Consider the following 16,997-nt stretch of genomic DNA (forward strand, 5'->3'; position numbering starts at 1 on the left):
AGCGTGACGACGGTGCTCGCGCCGTCTCTTTGCAGCCGCTCGATGCGACGCCGTTCCCGGTTGATTCTCCTGTCGGCTCAGCGTAAACAGGCCCTGAAATCGCGTCGACGTTTTAGCATGCGGGCAAGAACATCGCGTATGATTTGTCCAAAGCCGCCGGCCGGTTCGGTCTGTGCCGATCCCTTGCCCTCCCGCCGAGTTTTGTAGAATGCCCGGTGAATTGCTGATTGGCGAGGCCGTCGCAAGGGGCTATCCGCCCGCCGTGCTCTATCTGCGCAACGACGAGACCGTCACGACGGAAGTCTGCGCATTCAACTACTTCTCGGTTTTCATGAAGGATCATCCGGAGGTGGATGCTCACGTCTGGCTCTTCGACGGAGCGGGCAAGCCGGCTGGATATTTCCACAGGGAACTTGGCGTCAACGGACAACTGCAATTGCAGACTTCGGAGCTGTGTCCGCGTGTTTCAGGAACGGTCGCGATGGCGCTGGTCCCGAAGCACGAGACCAAGCTTCGTCCCGGACGTAAGGTGACGACCGGCTATTACGCACAATATTTCTCGCAGCACGGTGCGATAACGTTGTCGCACGAGCGCGAACCGGTCGCGGCAGCGCCGTTCCCGACCTCAGCCTGGATGCAATCCTATCTCACGCGATTCCTGAAGGAGTCCGGCGTGGTGCTCGTGAACTCCTGCATGGCCTCCGAAGGCGTCTCGGTTGGGACGGCACGGCTCATGGCCTTGGACGGCACGGCATTGGGCCAGCGTGAGATACCGGAGATCGCGCCGATGGGCGCCATCCGCATCAGCACGCTGGACCTTTTCCCCGAGGCTGAACGGCTGATCGGTGCGGCCGAGGGTTTCGCCCTGGAATTCAAGGGCACCAACATCGCCAGTCCGTTCAGCTATTATGAATTTGCCAACGGCAAGTTCAGCTTGCATCATTTTTAGGGGCGCGCCCGTGACACGTTTCTCGTCCAGCCCCTGGAAGCCCTACGAGCCCAGATTCATGTTCCCGACTTTCGCGGGTGTCGAGTCGCGCATGGGTTTTTCGATCCCTGCCTGGTATCGTCCGGTCGACATCAAGTATCTCCGCAGCCTCGTCGCCGGCAGCCTGCGCAAGAATTTTCGCGAAACGGTCAAGGATCTCGTTCCCGAGCTCGCCAGCCTGGTCGCCTCGGGCTTCAGCAAGAAGCTCAGGTTCAAGCTGCACATCCTGTCGCGCGACGGCGACTACCGGGCGACCTACGAGTTTCCGGAAGACTACGCGCCGGGCGCCTCCGTCGAGATCGAGCTGTCGCGCCTTTTCGCCTCGCTCAAGCTGCCACAGCACGATTATCTGGTCATCGCCGTGATGTCGCGCGGGCGGATGGACGGCTTCCGTTCCTCGCCTGCCAGCTATTCGATGACCTATGTCGATCAGGACAACGTCGCGATCTACCGCACCGGCGCGTTTGCCCGGCCCTTGAACGAGGGCAGGCTCAAGGCGCATGTCGGGTTCACCGGGATCAATCCGAAGATCATTGCGACCAGCGACATCGTCAGCAGCGTGATGCTGATCAATCACTCCTCCGATCCAGAGTATGCTCATGCGGCGCGGCCGACGTCGAAGCTGATCCGCGAGGACGGCGAGCAGATCGAGGGCGATTTCGGCGAGATCCCGCCGCTCGGTGCGCGAGAGGTGTCGGTCGTCGACATGTTCGGCAGTCGGGTGTTCGACTTTCTCAAGCCGTTCGGCGGCCGCGGGACCACGGTTACCACTTGCACCGGAATGACGCTCGCGAGCCTGCACTTGCAACGCACGAACGACAATCGGCGGACGTTGCTGGGCATCGAGCACTCGCGGCCCGCGCACATGAACCTCGCCGGCATTCTGCAGCATTGATCAGGGAAATCGAGTGTCGGAGCACGGGGCAATGCTGTCATGGTCCGGCGGTCTTGGCCGCTTGCTGAAGTTTGACGATCACATGAAGACCCCATCCCTCGGCCTGGTGCTCGGGTTCTGGGTGGTCTCGAACGTTCTGGTCATCACCTGGTATTGGGTGAATATCTCTGACAGGTATCTCCCGGGCCTGCTGCGGTACGCCGGGATAGCCTTCTACGTGGCCGTCGCGCTCGTTCCGCTGCTGCTCCTGTTCAAGGTGAGACGGAGCTTCTTCAATCCTGTCGCGCTGGGACTGCTCGTCAGTTGCTGCCTTGCGCTGTCCATCACCGCGCACGAAGCCAACCTGCTGCGTGAGCAGATGCAGTTCAGTCTCGATCACGAGCGCGAGTTTGCCCATATGGACGCTGTCGAGGGCGTCATGCGGCCGTTGCTCGCCAAGATCACCGAGGCCTACGTCCAGATATTCGGCGACGATCGCACCCACGGCGGCTCGACGTTTCACACCCACATCATCGCCAACTATTTGTTCGATTCCCTGTCGTTTCTTGCAGTGTTCGCGCTGGCGACGTTGCTTCTCTCGCCGACTGCATCGTGGCTCTGCTTGCTGACCTTTGCATTCTACACGCAGACCGCGATGTATCCGGGACGCATGGGTCCCGTCTTCATCGCGGGTGGCCTGTTCTGGCAGCTCTTTCTGCTGACCTCGCGGCGATATCCCGCCGCGATCGTTTCTGCGCTGATCATCAGTTTCGGGCGGACCGATGTCGTGTTCGCTTCGGCGTTCTCGCTGCTGGCCCTCGCAGCTTTCGAGCGGCGATGGCCCATACTGAAAGAATGGGTCGTGTTCGGATTGCTGGTCGGCATCTCGCTGGCCGTACCGAAGACGCTGATCTGGATGCATCCCGGAACGGATTACAGGTCATTCCTGGTCACCAATGGCGACTTCAGCAAATTGGTCGGCAATCTTCTAACCATGAAGCTCGTGGTGGCGATCGCCAGTCCTGTGCTCGCGATCGCGATCGTGAGGACGTTTGCCCTCACCCGGACGATCGCCGTGGTCGGTTCGGCTTGCTTGGTCCATGTGGGGCTCGTCTTTTTCATAGCGGATTTCTCCGAGACGCGGCTCATCATACCTGGGCTTGCAGGGCTCGTCTTCGTGGCCAGCGAAGGGCTCGGGAAATTGCTGGAAGGCAAGAGCGAGGCGCAACTCGGTAGCGGCTGAGGCCGGTGCTGCTTTGGGATTACGGCTGAAGCGGCGGCGAGCGCGGTCTTGCCATCCTCATGCCGGCACCGCGTGCGCTACCAGACGCTCCGCCCGCCATCCATGACGAGATTCTGCCCGGTCATGTAGCTCGAGGCGTCCGAGCAGAGGAACTGCACTGCCGCGCGGTATTCGTCGACATCGGCCATGCGGCCCATCGGGATCAGGCGCGTCAGTCGTTCAACGAAGGCTGGGTCCTGGTTGTTGAAGACGCCCCCCGGTGAGATCGCGTTCACGCGCACGCCGTGATCGGCCCAATAGGTCGCCAGATATTTCGTCAGCCCGATCAAGCCATGCTTGATCACCGAATAAGTCACGGGCTTCACCGGCTGTTCTTCTTCGCGCGTCACCTGCGGCTGGCGGTAGAGCCGCTGGTCCGGCGCGATCACGCCGAGATCGGAGGCGATGTTGAGGATCACGCCGCGGCCCCGTTTGGCCATCTCGCCGCCGAACACCTGCGCGCACAGCATCGCGCCGGTCAGGCCGACGGCAATTTCGGTTTGCCATTGCGGCACCGGAAACGCCTCGAAGCGCGAGGAGTGCATGACGCCCGGGCTCGAAGTCACCTTCGGATCGATCGCGGCGTTGTTGACGAGGATGTCGACGGTGACGCCGCGGCCTGCAAGCTGCTCGTTTGCGGCCCGCACCGAATCGAGCGAGGTGACGTTGATCTCGAGCGCGATCAGATCGGCTGAAGGCGTTGCCTGCTTCAACGCCGTGACGGCGGCCTCGGCCTGCGCCAGGCCGACGTCGGTGACGATCACGCGCGCGCCGGATTCAGTGAGTGCCGCGACATGCTGCTTGCCCAGCAGGCCGCCGGCACCGGTCACGAGCGCGGTCCGTCCGGTCAGGTCGTAGCGGGAGGAGGGGGTTGCCATCGAAGGCTCCTGTTCAGCTTCTGAGCTGGCCGCCGTCGGCCACCATCACGCTGCCTGTGATGAAGGCGGCGCGGGGCGAAGCCAGGAAGGTCACGACGTCGGCGATTTCCTCGGGCGTGCCGAGCCGGCGCAACGCCACCTCGCGCTCGAGCATGTCGTCGACCGCCTGCCTGTTTTCCGCGATCTTGCGCGCCCATGTGCCGTCTGCGCTCAGGATGTTCCCGGGGGCGACCGCATTGATGCGGATGCCTTCCAGCGCCAGCGGTCGCGCGAGACCGCGCACGGTCGCGTTAAGGGCCGCCTTCGCTCCGTAATAGGTCACGGGAGCGCCAAGCGCTGCCATGCCGGCGATCGAAGAGATGCAGACGATCGCCCGGTCGCCGCTGCCGGCCGCCATCAGCGGCCGGGCGACCTCGATCATGTTGGTCGCGGCGAACAGATTGAGGTCCATCACCCGCGACCATTCTGCCGCGGTTTCCTTGCCAGGCTGCACGGAGGCGCCGCTACCGACATTGCAGACGAGGATGTCGAGCCGGCCCCACTGCTTCTCGACGCCCGCGACCAGTGCCTTCGCAGCGGCAGGGTCAGTGACGTCCGCGACATGGACCGACGCGCTGCCTCCGATCGCCGCGCGCGCCGCGTTGAGCGCCTCGGAACCGCGCGCGGCGAGCGCGACTTTTGCGCCTTCTGCCGCGAGCGTCGTCGCGATCGCAAGCCCGATCCCGCGGCTGGCGCCGGTGACGAGCGCGACACGATCGTTCAGCTCGAGCTTCATCGCACGGCGTCCTCGATCCAGCGAACCGTCATATCGCGATATTTCGCCAGCACGCCGGCATGGTCGCCGTCGGCCGCGCGTGCGGTTTGCAGGATGTATTGGCCCTTGTAGCCGGAGCGCTCGATCAGGCGGATCGTCTTGGCGAGGTCCGCGTTGCCGGTGCCGAGCGGCACGGTGGTGCCGCCGCGAATGCGGTCCTTCACGTGCACATTGAGAATGCGCGGCGCGTAGGCGGCGATCTCTTCGTCGCTGTCATAGCCGAGCGAGGCGCTGTTGCCGCTGTCATAGTTGATGCCGAACACGTCCGGCGGAAACGCCTCCATGAAACGGGCGAGCTCGCCGGGCGGCAGATCGGATTCGAAGACGATCTTGACGTTCCGTTTCGCAAGCTGCTCGGAGCGCGCGAGCAGCACGCGCTTCAACGTATCGCTCTCGTTCTCGCGCTCGATCTTGCCGTTGTCGACCAGCGGGATCACGACGAATTCGATGCCGATGCGGCTGCAGGCGGCGATCAGGAGATCGAGGTCGGCGACGAGTGCGTCGCGCACGACGGCATCGACCTTCCAGAACGGTGCCTGCATGAAGCAGTCGCCGGTCAGGCTCGGGATGCGCACGCCGTTCTCGCGCGACAGCGCCAGAATCTCCTGCTGTCCCGGCTCGGTCGTCAGCGGGTTCTCGCGCAGCCGTTCCTGATCGATGGTCCATTCCATCCGCGTCAGGCCGAGCTCCTTCGCGCGTGGAAACTCGTCCCGCCACTCGTCCCAGGGGAACGCCTGGATCTTGCCGTCGACCAGAGCCGACAGCCGTCCCTGCATGAGGCCGATGCGTTGCAGCGTTGTGGTCACGATTTGCTATCCGAACTGATGGCGAGACCCTTGGCGATCCAGCCGCCGTCGACGAAGATCTCCTGACCGGTCACATAGGCTGAGGCTTCCGACGCCAGGAAGACGGCGGCGCCCACCATGTCGATGGGCTGTCCCCAGCGGCCAAGCATGGTGTGACGGCGCCTCTCTTCGTGCATGACAGGATCGGCATAACTCTTCGCGGTCATCTCGGTCGCGACATAGCCCGGCGCAAGCGCGTTGACGCGGATGCCGTCGGGCGCATAGTCGCCGGCGAGCGCGCGCGTCAGCCCGGCAAGCCCCGCCTTCGCCGCCACGTAGCCCGGATTGCCGGGAAAGCCTCGGATCGAATTGATGCTGGTGACGTTGACGATCGCAGCCGATCCCGCCTTCTTCAAGAGGGGATAGGCGGCGAGGATGGTGGCGTAGACGCCGGTGAGGTCGGTCGCGACCGTAGCACGGAAGCGCGCGAGCTCGCTCTCGGTGCTTTGCGGGGGAAGGCTGATGCCGGCGGCGTTGACCAGTGCGTCGACACGGCCTTGCGCCGCGATCGTGCGGAACGCGCTTTCGATCGCCTTGTCGTCGGAGAGATCGCAGGCAATCGCGGTCACACCTTGCGGCGCGGTCCCGGAACGGCTGAGGCCGAACACCGCAGCGCCGGCATCCTGCAGGCCGGTCGCGATGGCCGCGCCAATGCCGCGCGAGGCGCCGGTCACCACCGCGATCTTGTCCTTGAGCGAGAAGGCGCTGAGATCAGGCATAGCCGTAACTGCGCATGATGGCGGCACAAAGCTTGACGTCCTCGGGACGGTCGATCTGGAACATCTTGTGACGCTCCATCACGTGGAAGCCGATCTTGCCGCCGAGCCGGTTATTCTGCTCGCGCAGGAGGGAGGGGATCAGGACGTAGAACGAGCCGTTCTCCAGATAACGCTTCTCGATCTGCTGCCGCATGCGCCGGTTGCGATAATCGTAGTTGATGGGCTCCGGTCCGCTTTGGCCGATCCGCCAGTTGAAATAGTCCTCGACCTCGCAGACCGAGAGCAGACTGTCGAGATGGTCGCGATCGAAGTTCGCAAGCGCGTTCTCGATGTCCCCGGGTTCGCGGATCGGGGAGGTCGCCTGGAGCGCGACGATCCGCTCGAACCGTCCCATCCGCGCATCGGTCGCATCGAGCGCATGAAGCCAGGCGGATTCGGAGGAGGCGAGGTCGCCGGAAATGTCGTCGGGGCGCCGCACGCCGACCGCGCCGGCGGCTTCAGCCGCGGCGAGGATCTGGTCGCTGTCCGAAGACACGGCTACCACATCGACGCCGCGTGCGGCGCGCGCCTGTTCGACCGTCCAGGCGATCAGCGGCTTGCCGCAGAGATCGAGCAGGTTCTTGTGCGGGATGCCCTTCGAGCCGCCGCGTGCGGCGATCACGGCCAGCGTCTTGCGCGCCATCAGATGTGTCCCTCGAGGCGCTCGAGCGCGGTCCAGAAGCCTTCGCCCATGTTCTTGTGGCCTTGCCAGATTTCCGGAATGAAGGAAGCGCCCGGCGCGTGCTTGCGCAGCACCTGTCCGATGTCGTCGAAATCGATCTCGCCTTCGCCGATCTGAAGACCCTCGCCGTCGAGCCCCTTGGCGTCGCCGAAATGCAGATGCGCGGTGTGCGGCCCGAGCTGGGCGAGGCCTTGCGCGAAGTCGAAGCCGAAATGATTGGCGGCGAGTTTCGTGTGCGAGATGTCGACGCACATGCGCAGATCATGCTTGGCGCAGAACGCGGCGGACTCGTCCGGGAAGATAAAAATGTTCTGGTGGCGCTGGCCGCCGAAATGCCAGGGGAATGGCGCCATGGTTTGCGGCGTCAGCTCGACGCCGTCCATGTCGAGCTCGGTCAAGCTCTGCGCGAAGATGCGGTAGCGCTCGGCCTTCTCCTCCGGCGGCAGCGGCTCGTCCATGGTGAAGCCGCCGATATTGGCGACGATGGGCGGGCGCTTGGTCTTGGGGAAGTACTTCTTCAGGCCGCGGGTGATGTCGATTACCGCCTGGGTCTGCTCCAGCGAATAGCGCCGCAGCGCCTCGTCAGGCGTTGCCAGGTCCATCAGCTTGGAGCCGGCAAACAGCTCTGGCGCATGCACGACGAAGCCGAGATCATATGTGCCGGACAGATACGCCGCGGGATCGCGCTCCATGTCGCTGTAGCTGAGATGGAATTCGATGATGTCGGGCTGGCAGATCTCCAGGAAGCGCTCGGTGTCATGATAGCGCACCGGCACGCCCCAGGGGCGGTCGAAGCGGTAGCGTCGTGCTTTTGCGGCGCCTTCGTCGAGGTCACTCTGGAAGAAATAGTCGTCGGCCGCCATCGTCCGCGTCAGCTTGCGGCCGAGCAGCGCCGGCATCTTCAGCGGCGACAGGCCCTGTCCCGGGCTCTTCACCGCGATGTCGGCTTCGGAGATCACGGTGCCGGCCGAAAGGTCGCGCGCGGCCACCAGGCTCTTGGCGAGGTTTTCGCGGTTGATCAATTCACCCTGGCTCAGCGCGCGCTCGGCCCGCTTTTCGCCGCGCGCCGCCTCCACCTCGCGGATGCCCGAGACCAGCGACTTGAATTCCTCCGGCTCCAGGCTCGCGGCATGGTCCGGACCTTCCATCTCGCGGTCGAGCGTAATGTGACGTTCGATGACGACTGCGCCGAGCGCGACAGCCGCCGTCGAGACGGCAACGCCGCGCTCGTGGCCGGAATAGCCGACGACCGGATGAATCTCGCGCAGCGTTTCCATGAAACGCAGATGGATGTTGTGGAGCGCGGCCGGATAGGTGCTCTGGCAATGCAGGAGCACGTAGCCGGCGTTGCGCTCGTCGAGGAATTTCGCCGCGGCCTTGATCTCGTCCGAGGTGCTCATGCCGGTCGAGACGATCAGCGCCTTGCCGGTGGCGGCGAGGCGCGCGAGCAGCGGCAGGTTGGTGAGGTCGGCCGAGGCGACCTTGTAGGCCTGCACGCCGAAACCTTCGAGCACGGCGACACTACTCGCGTCCCAGGGCGTGCAGAGATACTGGATGCCCTTGGCCGCGCAATATTCGGCGATCCTCTTCTGCTGCGCCGTCGGAAGCTCGAAGCGGCGCAACAGATCGAGCGTGTACTCGACCGCGAGGTCGTCGTCCTTTCCGGACAGGCTCGACGCACGATAGACCTCGTCGAGCTTGCGCATCTGGAATTTGGCGCAATCGGCACCGGCCGCGACCGCGGCATCGACCAGCGCAATGGCGCGGTCGAAGTCGCCATTGTGGTTGTTGCCGATCTCGGCAATGACGTAGCAGGGCTCGCCATCGGCCAGAAGACGGTTGCCGATGCGGACCGGAGCAGGCTGTTTGGGCGATGTCATCAACATTCTCGTCTCATATCCGTCAGGCAAATCGCGCGGGAAAACGCGACTTCCACGTTCGCAGCCCGTTCTCTTCGAACATGATGCGCGAACAGCTATGCCCCTGTTGTTCCAGCGCGGCGATGAGCTGGTAGCGCTCGAACGGACGTACGAAGAACATGAAGTAACCGCCGCCGCCGGCGCCCAGCAGCTTGCCGCCGACCGCGCCGTGCTGCTTGGCGAAATCGTAGATCGAATCGATCGCGTCCGACGAGATCTTCGAGCTGAACTTCCGCTTGGCGTGCCAGGCCTCGTCGATCAGCCGGCCGCATTCCAGGAGCTGGCCACGCAGGAGATGCCGCCGGATGTCGCGCGTCACTTCCTTCTGCTTGGCGGCCGCAGCGACAGCGTCACTGGTCTCGTGCTGTGCCTTCTGGTCGCGGTGGATGGCGCCGGAATCGCGGCCCGAGCCGGTGTAGCAGAGCACCAGGCTCTCCTCGAGCTCGGCGATGATGTTGGGGTCGAGACGAAGCGGCACGATGGTGTTTTGGTCGGAGAAGAACTCCATGTGATTGAAGCCGCCGAACACGGTGGCGTACTGGTCCTGCCAGCCGCCGGGGATGTTGAGCATCAGCCGCTCGGCCTGGAACGCCATCTCCGCGATCTCGTGGCGGTCCCACTGGTCGCCGCGGAATTCGTTGAAGCAGCCGATGATGGCGGATGTGACCACCGCCGAGCCGCCGAGGCCTGAGCCGACCGGGAAGTCGGCGGAGACTTCGAGCTCGAATCCGTAAGTCGGCTTGATCAGGCGCACGACGGACTTGACCAGTGCAAGATTCCCGTCGGTTCCGAGCTCTGCGAGATTGTCGGCCTCGATCGTGCTGCGGAAATCATGCGAATAGATCCGGATGCTGGAATCGCTCCGGCGCCGCAGCGTCGCATGAGCATACATCTTGATCGTGGCGTTGATGACCGCGCCGCCGTCATTTTCTACAAAATAGTGCGTCAAGTCGGTGCCGCCGCCGGAGAAGCTGATCCGCACCGGCGAGCGGGCGCGAGCGAACACCTCGCTCTCTTCGGACAGGTTGAACAGCTCTCGGCTGAACACGTCGACGAGCCGGCCTTCGCCATCGAGGATCGGCACCACGTGCACGCGCTGATCGAGCAATTTGAGGATCTGCTCGCGCGGACCGCCGGCCCTCGCCGAGACGAAGTTGCGATTGATGCAGGTCGCAACCCGGTCCTGGATCGTGGTGCCGGTCAGCATGCGCCTGCGGATGTCGCCGTCGGTCACGGCGCCGACGATTCGTCCGCTCGCGTCCTGTGCAAACAGGATGCCGAGCATGTTCGCATTCAGGCGCCGGAAGGCTTCCTCAATGGTCTCGGTCTCGGCGATGGTGACGAGAGTTCGTTCAAGCACGTTTCGGGGTCCAGGAAGGGCCAATTCCAGGCCATATCGCAGCAGGGTTGGTAATACGGGAGCGGCAGGGGCGATGCAAGGTTCCTGCGCCCGGCGGCATCGGGCCAAAATGGCCGGCGTCAAGCGCTTCGGTCGGGCCGGGGCCGATTTACATTGGCCGCGGTTTCTATAGAAGGCTCCCGAGGGGTCCACGCGACATGTATGTGATCGGAATCAGCTCGGGGATCAAGCACGGGCATCACGACGGTGCAGCGGTTTTGCTGCGCGACGGGGAGCTGATCGCTGCTGCCGAGGAGGAGCGCTTCACGCTGGCCAAACATGCGCGCGGCGAGCTGCCGCGCGGGGCGATCGGCTTCTGCCTGAAGCAGGCCGGCATCACCATGCGCGACGTCGACTGGATCTGCTCGCCGCTGAAGACCTACACCAACTATACGCAGCGTCTCACCGAGTATTTCAAGTATCAGTTCGGCCACAGCCCGAAGATCGAACTCTACGACCATCACCTCTGTCATGCCGCGAGCTCGTTCTACGGCTCCGGTTTCTCGGAGGCGACCGTGGCCTGCTTCGACTTCTCGGGCGATTCCAGCTCCGGCCTCGTCGCCCATGCGCGCGGCAACGACTTCCGCGTGCTGACGCGGTTCGGCCGCAACAACAGTCTCGGGCTCTATTACGGGATGCTGACGCAGTATCTCGGTTATCAGATGACCAATGACGAGTACAAGGTCATGGGTCTGTCGTCCTACGGCAGCCCGGACTATCTCGACAAGTTCGCCAAGCTGTTGCATCCGAACGGCATCAATTACGAGCTCGATCCCGAGCTCGACAAGCGCAGGCGCGACGCCGAGATCTTCACCAGCGATTTCTCGACACGGCAGGAGCGCATCTTCACCGAGAAGATGGAGGAGATTCTGGGACCGCGACGGCTGCGCGGTCAGCCGCTCGATCAGCGGTTGACCAACATCGCCGCAAGCGGCCAGAAGCAGCTCGAGATCGTCACCACCGAGGTGATCCGCACAGCGATTGCCGAGACCGGCTGCGGTGATGTCTGCATCGCCGGCGGCGTCGGGCTGAATTGCAAGATGAACATGGAGATCGCGGCCGAGCCGTCCGTCAAGCGTCTCTACGTTCCGCCGGTGCCGCATGACGCCGGCGTGGCGCTCGGCGCCGCGATGATGAAATGCGCGGAGGCGGGCCACGCCATCGCACCGCTGACCCACGCTTACTGGGGACCGGAATATTCCAACGACACGATCCGGGAGATGCTGGACAAGATCGGCGCGCGGTTCGAGCTGCTCGACGATCCCGTGTCGCGCTGCGTCACCGATTTGACCGAGCAGAAGACGGTGGGCTGGTTCCAGGGGCGGATGGAGTACGGTCCGCGGGCGCTCGGCAACCGGTCGATCCTCGCCGATCCCAGGCATGCGGGAATGAAGGACCGCATCAACCTCACCATCAAATATCGCGAGGAATTCCGCCCGTTCTGTCCGTCCGTGCTGTACGAACGCCAGGCCGAGTATTTCGAGGACACGTTCGATGCGCCCTTCATGGTGGTGACGTTCCCCGTCAACGAGAAAGTCGCCGAGACCATGCCGGCGGTGGTCCACGTCGACAACACCGCGCGCATCCAGAGCGTCCATGCGGACAGCAACCCGCTCTACAGCCGCCTCATCGGCGAGTTCGCGAAAGCGACCGCGTTGCCGGTCCTGATCAACACCAGCCTCAACATCAACGAGCAGCCGACGGTGAACGCACCGCTGGAGGCGCTGCATACCTATTTCTGCTCGGGGCTGGACGTCTTGTACCTCGGTAACTATCGGCTCTCGAAGTCGAGTTGAGACTAGCGTTCGTCCGCGATCACTTTGCCGTCGTTCGGCAGCACGCCGGGACTGACGAACTCGACGCTTCCGCCGAGTTTCGTCACGGCGCGCAAGCTGGTCGCAATCTCCTCGCGCAGGGCGTCACTCGTGGCCGCCGTTTCCGCTTTCAGCGTCATTGCGTCGGTCTCGCCCTGCCGTGTGACGACGAGGCGCAGTCTTCCGAGCGCAGAATGACGCTTGCCGATCTCGGCGATCTGTTCGGGACGGATGAACATGCCCTTGACCTTGGTGGTCTGGTCGGCGCGGCCCATCCAGCCCTTGATGCGCATGTTGGTGCGGCCGCACTTGCTCAGGCCCGGCAGCGCTGCGGTGAGGTCGCCCAGGGCGAGCCGGATCCAGGGATGGTGCGGATCGAGCGACGTCACCACGATCTCGCCGACGTCGCCCGGCGCAACGGGATCGCCGGTGCCGGGCTTGACGATCTCCATGATCAGATCCTCGTTCACGACCATGCCCTCGCGCGCCTCGGTCTCGAACGCGATCAGGCCGAGATCGGCGGTGCCGAAGGCCTGGTAGGCATCGATGCCGCGCGCCTTGATCTCAGCCTGCAGCGAGGGCGGGAACGCCGCGCCAGAAACCAGTGCGCGCTTGATCGAGGAGACGTCCCGTCCCGAACTCGCTGCGGCATCGAGCAATATCTTCAGGAAGTCCGGCGTGCCGCTGTAGCCGACCGGGCGGTAGGCCTCGATCAGCTCGAATTGCTGTTCGGTGTTGCCGGGCCCTGCCGGGATCACGGCGCAGCCGAGCGCCCGCGCTGAGGCATCGAAAATGAAGCCGCCGGGGGTGAGATGGTAGCTGAAGGTGTTGAGGACGATGTCATCGGGTCGGAACCCGGCCGCGAACAGCGCCCTTGCGCCGCGCCAGGGATCGGCCTGCCGCCCCTCCGGTTCGAAAATGGGCCCTGGGGAGGTGAAGAGGCGGGCAAACGACCCCGGCGCCGCCGCCACGAAGCCTCCGAAGGGCGCCGAGGCCTTGTGCAGGGCGGGCAGTTCCGACTTGCGCAATACCGGCAGGCCCGCCAGCGCCTCCCGGGAGGTCACGGCGGCGGGATCGAGACCTCTCAGCCGCTCGGCATAGGCCGGGGCGGCCATCGCGGCTCGCAGCACCTCCGGCAGGTGGGAGAACAGATCGGCCTCGCGGGCGGCTTGTTCGCGCGTCTCGCGGGCATCGTAGTGCGCGGTCATGGCTGTTCTTTCCGTGTTGGCATCCGTTGCGCGCCGCCGCTGGCGTGGGTATCAGACGGCCATTGGTGAGGCCTGGAGAGGACGCGATGGCGGACGAAGGAATCATTGCGGCAGAGGAGGCGACGGACGTCGTCGCGCGCCTGAAGCGCCGCATGATCGAGGAGACGCTGCCGCTGTGGTCGACCGTCGGCTGGGATCCTGCCGCAGGCGGATTCATCGACCGGCTGCACCGCGACGGAGCTGCGGATGCGGCCGCGCCACGGCGCGTGTTCGTGCAGGCCCGCCAGATCTACTGCTACGCCAAGGCCGCGCAAATGGGCTGGTACCCTGAGGGCCGCGCCATCGCGCTGAAGGGGCTGGAGCATCTGCTCGGCAAAGCCAAAGCGCCCGACGGCAAGCCCGGCTACGTGCACTGGCTGACGCCGGACGGCGCGGTGCTGGACGGCCGGCGCGATGCCTACGATCACGCTTTCATCCTGTTTGCGCTCGCGACCGTCTACGCGCTCGACCAGGATGCGCAGGTTCGTGCCGAGATCGACGCGCTGCTGGCTTTCCTCGACGGCCATCTCCGCTCGCCGCATGGAGGCGTGCACGAAGGCCTTCCGGTTTCGCTGCCGCGCCGGCAGAACCCGCACATGCACCTGTTCGAGGCGATGATCGCGTGTTTCGACGCGACCCACGACCTGTCGTTCCAGAACCGTGCGGGCGAGTTCTTCGCGCTGTTCCTGGCCAATCTCTACGACAAGCGGAAGTGTGCGCTCGGCGAGTATTTCGAAGAGGACTGGTCGAAGATCGAGCCGGTCAGCGTCGAGCCGGGCCACCAGGCGGAATGGGTCTGGCTGCTGAAGGGGTTCGAGCGCATCACGGGATGCCCGACCGGTCAGCGCCGTGCCGAGTTGCTTGCGACCTCGATGCGCTATCGTGACGAGGCCACGGGCTGCCTGGTCGACGAGGGCGACGACATCGGCAATATCCGCCGCAGCACGCGCCGGCTGTGGCCGCAGACCGAGATCGCGAAGGCGTGGATCGCGCAGGCCGAATCCGGCGAAGCGGGCGCGGCGGACGAAGCGCGTGCGGCGCTGGTGCGGCTCGAACGGCATTATCTCAGCCATCCCGTGAGGGGCGGCTGGTACGACCAGTTCGATCGCGACGGCAAGTCGCTCATCGACACCATTCCTGCGTCGTCGTTCTATCATGTTCTCTGCGCGGTCACGGAAGCGGAGCAGGTGCTCGAACCCTAAAAGTTCAGAGCCAGCGCTTGCGCCGCTTGAAGCTCTTGAGGTTCTTGAAGCTCTTGCGCTGGTCGCCAGCGCCGCCGAGGTAGAATTCCTTGACGTCCTCGTTGTCGCGCAATTCGTCGGCGGTGCCGTCGAGCACGACCTTGCCCTGCTCCATGATGTAGCCGTGGCTCGCCACCGACAGCGCGGCGCGGGCGTTCTGCTCGACCAGGAGGATGGTGACGCCGAGGTCGCGGTTGATCTTCTGGATGATGGAGAACACCTCTTTCACCAGCAGCGGCGACAGGCCCATCGACGGCTCGTCCATCAGGATCATCTTCGGGCGCGCCATCAGCGCGCGGCCGATCGCGAGCATCTGCTGCTCGCCGCCGGAGAGATAGCCGGCAAGGCCGGTGCGTTCCTTCAGGCGCGGGAAATAGTTGAACACCATGTCGAGATCGGCATCGACCTCGCGGTCCCTGCGGGTGAAGGCGCCGAGCTTGAGGTTCTCCAGCGAGGTCATGTCGGCGACGATGCGCCGGCCCTCCATCACCTGGAAGATGCCGCGGCGGACGATCTTGTCGGGGTCAATGCCGTTGATCCGCTCATTCTCGAACACGATTTCGCCGCGTGTGACCTCGCCGTCCTCGGTCTTGAGCAGCCCCGAGATCGCCTTCAGCGTCGTCGATTTGCCGGCGCCGTTGGCGCCCAGCAGCGCCACGATGGCGCCCTTGGGTACGTCGAGGCTGAGGCCGCGCAGCACCAGGATGACGTCGTCATAGACCACTTCGATGTTCCGCACGGCGAGGAGGGCGGCGGGAGCCACGGCGGTGGGAGTTGAGCGGGTTGCTTCAATGGTTTGGGACATGCGTCTTCATTCTCCGCTGTCGTCACCCGCGAAGGCGGTGACCCAGTATTCCAGAGGCGCTGGCGATTCATCGAGAAGCCGCGGCGTACTGGATCCCCCGCCTTCGCGGGGGATGACAGTTGTCGTGGGGTGAGCGCCGGGCTCACCAGCCCAGCAATTCCGGCTTGCGCGGCAGCTCGACGGTCTTGACCTTCTCGAGCTTGATCGTGCCCTTGGCCATGAGATCGTTGAGGTCGCCGTCGGTCGCACCCGAGACCTTGGTGCGATAGAGATCGACCTTCAGCGTGCCGCGATGGTCCTTGTCGGTCCAGGTCGAGGGATTGCAGACGCCTTCCATGCCGGCCGGCACCCAATCCTTCTTCTGGTAGAAGCCCTTGGCGACGTTGTCTCCGGTGGCGCCGCCGTTCTTGGCAGCCCAGTCGATCGCCTCCTTCATGTACAGCGCCGAGCAGACCGCCGCGACGTAGTGCACGGGACGGTAGACCTTGCCGCTGGCGTCGGACATCTTCGAGATCTCCATCAGCGTCTTCATGCCGGGCGCGTCGCCGCCCCAGCTCACCGCGGTGCGCAAGGGGAAGATCACGCCGTTGGCGGCATCTCCGGCCGTCTTGGCGGCGTTCTCGTCCATGCCCCAGACATTGCCCATGAACTGGATCTCGACGCCGGCGGTCTTGCAGGCCTTCATCACCGAGATGTTGGAGGCGGCGGTGTTGCCGAGATAGGCGTAGTTGGCGCCCGAGGATTTCAGGCTCAGGCACTGAGCGCTGTAGTCGCCCGGCGCGAGCGCGAACACCAGCGGCGGCAGCACCTCGAAGCCGAGCTCCTGCGCCATCGCTTCACCGGCGGCCTTCGGCGCGTTCGGATAGGGATGGTTGGCGCCCATGTGCACGAATTTCGGCTTGCCGGACTTGCCTTTGGCCTTCCAGTCCTCGGCCGCCCACATCAGCATCGCACGCAGCGAGTCCGAATAGCTCGGGCCGTAGAAGAAATTGTAAGGAGCGGGCTTGGCCTTGCCGCTGACGCCTTCGGGATCGGTGAGGGCGGCAGCATACGAGCCGGACATGTCGGGGATCTTGTCCTGGGCGAGGAAGCCGGTCAGCGCCTCGGTGTCGGCGGTGCCCCAACCCATGATCGCGGCGACCTTGCTGTCCGGCGCCGACCACTTCTTGTAGAGCGCGATCGCGCGCGGCACCTGGTAGCCATAGTCGTTGGTGTCGACGTTGAGCTGCTTGCCGCCGACGCCGCCGTTCTTGTTGACCCAGGCGAAGGTGTCGGCGACGGCCTGGCCATAGGGCGTGCCGACGTCGGAGGTGCCGCCGGAATAGTCGGCGAGGTGCCCGATCGCGATCTGCGCCTGTGCGCCGGCCGAGAATGCGGCGATCGCGACGGCGAGCGATGCGGTGCTCAAAAGCGATTTCATCGTCATGGGTCGGTTCCTCCTGTTTATTGTT

General features: G+C 64.5%; 15 protein-coding genes. 5 read left to right on the plus strand and 10 right to left on the minus strand.

Translation table 11 applies throughout. From position 1 onward, the window contains the following. Nucleotides 1–208 precede the first annotated feature (208 nt). The 3 genes from CV770_RS20735 to CV770_RS20745 all read left to right on the plus strand — a co-directional run bounded on the left by CV770_RS20735 (nucleotide 209) and on the right by CV770_RS20745 (nucleotide 3,105). Entirely contained in the window at nucleotides 209–949 is a 741-nt protein-coding gene (locus CV770_RS20735; protein ID WP_201759950.1) for a hypothetical protein, read from the plus strand. Nucleotides 950–1,007: 58 nt separating this feature from the next. Continuing rightward, the gene (locus CV770_RS20740) at nucleotides 1,008–1,883 is read left to right on the plus strand and encodes a hypothetical protein (protein ID WP_161966539.1); all 876 of its coding nucleotides are present in this window, start codon (nucleotides 1,008–1,010) and stop codon (nucleotides 1,881–1,883) included. 82 nt (nucleotides 1,884–1,965) lie between these two features. Further along, nucleotides 1,966–3,105, plus strand: a complete 1,140-nt coding sequence (locus CV770_RS20745; protein ID WP_201759951.1) for a hypothetical protein — start codon at nucleotides 1,966–1,968, stop codon at nucleotides 3,103–3,105. Between the two features lie 77 nt (nucleotides 3,106–3,182). On the opposite strand, the gene CV770_RS20750 is transcribed toward CV770_RS20745, so the two are convergent. The 7 genes from CV770_RS20750 to CV770_RS20780 are packed head-to-tail and all read right to left on the minus strand — an operon-like array spanning nucleotide 3,183 to nucleotide 10,400. Then, complete coding sequence (locus CV770_RS20750; protein ID WP_104463637.1) at nucleotides 3,183–4,022, minus strand: SDR family oxidoreductase; 840 nt, start codon at nucleotides 4,020–4,022, stop codon at nucleotides 3,183–3,185. Nucleotides 4,023–4,035: 13 nt separating this feature from the next. Beyond that, nucleotides 4,036–4,797, minus strand: coding sequence for an SDR family NAD(P)-dependent oxidoreductase (locus tag CV770_RS20755; RefSeq protein ID WP_104463638.1), 762 nt, complete (start codon nucleotides 4,795–4,797; stop codon nucleotides 4,036–4,038). Next, a complete protein-coding gene (locus CV770_RS20760) occupies nucleotides 4,794–5,642 on the minus strand; it encodes a sugar phosphate isomerase/epimerase family protein (protein ID WP_104463639.1) in 849 nt (282 codons plus the stop codon). The genes CV770_RS20755 and CV770_RS20760 overlap by 4 nt, the downstream gene beginning before the upstream one ends. Then, the gene (locus tag CV770_RS20765; protein WP_201759952.1) at nucleotides 5,639–6,400 is read right to left on the minus strand and encodes an SDR family oxidoreductase; all 762 of its coding nucleotides are present in this window, start codon (nucleotides 6,398–6,400) and stop codon (nucleotides 5,639–5,641) included. The genes CV770_RS20760 and CV770_RS20765 overlap by 4 nt, the downstream gene beginning before the upstream one ends. Further along, the gene (locus tag CV770_RS20770; RefSeq protein ID WP_104463641.1) at nucleotides 6,393–7,082 is read right to left on the minus strand and encodes an acylneuraminate cytidylyltransferase family protein; all 690 of its coding nucleotides are present in this window, start codon (nucleotides 7,080–7,082) and stop codon (nucleotides 6,393–6,395) included. The genes CV770_RS20765 and CV770_RS20770 overlap by 8 nt, the downstream gene beginning before the upstream one ends. Next, nucleotides 7,082–9,001, minus strand: a complete 1,920-nt coding sequence (locus tag CV770_RS20775; protein ID WP_245453809.1) for an N-acetylneuraminate synthase family protein — start codon at nucleotides 8,999–9,001, stop codon at nucleotides 7,082–7,084. Before CV770_RS20775 ends, CV770_RS20770 begins: the two co-directional genes overlap by 1 nt. 22 nt (nucleotides 9,002–9,023) lie before the next feature. After that, nucleotides 9,024–10,400: a GHMP family kinase ATP-binding protein gene (locus CV770_RS20780; RefSeq protein WP_104463643.1), complete on the minus strand. Its 1,377-nt coding sequence runs from the start codon at nucleotides 10,398–10,400 to the stop codon at nucleotides 9,024–9,026. Nucleotides 10,401–10,597: 197 nt separating this feature from the next. Between CV770_RS20780 and CV770_RS20785 the strand changes: the two genes are divergently transcribed. Further along, nucleotides 10,598–12,235, plus strand: coding sequence for a carbamoyltransferase family protein (locus CV770_RS20785; protein WP_104463644.1), 1,638 nt, complete (start codon nucleotides 10,598–10,600; stop codon nucleotides 12,233–12,235). A gap of 2 nt (nucleotides 12,236–12,237) precedes the next feature. Here the strand turns inward: CV770_RS20785 and CV770_RS20790 are convergent, their stop codons facing one another. Next, nucleotides 12,238–13,461: a phenylacetate--CoA ligase family protein gene (locus tag CV770_RS20790; RefSeq protein ID WP_104463645.1), complete on the minus strand. Its 1,224-nt coding sequence runs from the start codon at nucleotides 13,459–13,461 to the stop codon at nucleotides 12,238–12,240. An 86-nt stretch (nucleotides 13,462–13,547) separates the two neighbouring features. Here CV770_RS20790 and CV770_RS20795 point away from each other — a divergent pair, with 86 nt between their 5' ends. Further along, the gene (locus CV770_RS20795) at nucleotides 13,548–14,702 is read left to right on the plus strand and encodes an AGE family epimerase/isomerase (RefSeq protein WP_201759953.1); all 1,155 of its coding nucleotides are present in this window, start codon (nucleotides 13,548–13,550) and stop codon (nucleotides 14,700–14,702) included. Nucleotides 14,703–14,706: 4 nt separating this feature from the next. Here the strand turns inward: CV770_RS20795 and CV770_RS20800 are convergent, their stop codons facing one another. Both CV770_RS20800 and CV770_RS20805 read right to left on the minus strand, forming a co-directional pair. Continuing rightward, nucleotides 14,707–15,546 carry an ABC transporter ATP-binding protein gene (locus CV770_RS20800; RefSeq protein ID WP_104463646.1) on the minus strand — a complete coding sequence of 280 codons (840 nt, stop codon included), beginning with the start codon at nucleotides 15,544–15,546 and terminating at the stop codon, nucleotides 14,707–14,709. Nucleotides 15,547–15,688: 142 nt separating this feature from the next. Then, nucleotides 15,689–16,972 (minus strand): ABC transporter substrate-binding protein, encoded by a 1,284-nt coding sequence (locus tag CV770_RS20805; protein ID WP_028143366.1) that lies wholly within the window; start codon nucleotides 16,970–16,972, stop codon nucleotides 15,689–15,691. Nucleotides 16,973–16,997 lie beyond the last annotated feature (25 nt).

Source organism: Bradyrhizobium sp. AC87j1 (assembly GCF_002936975.1).
Taxonomy (GTDB): Bacteria; Pseudomonadota; Alphaproteobacteria; order Rhizobiales; family Xanthobacteraceae; genus Bradyrhizobium; species Bradyrhizobium shewense.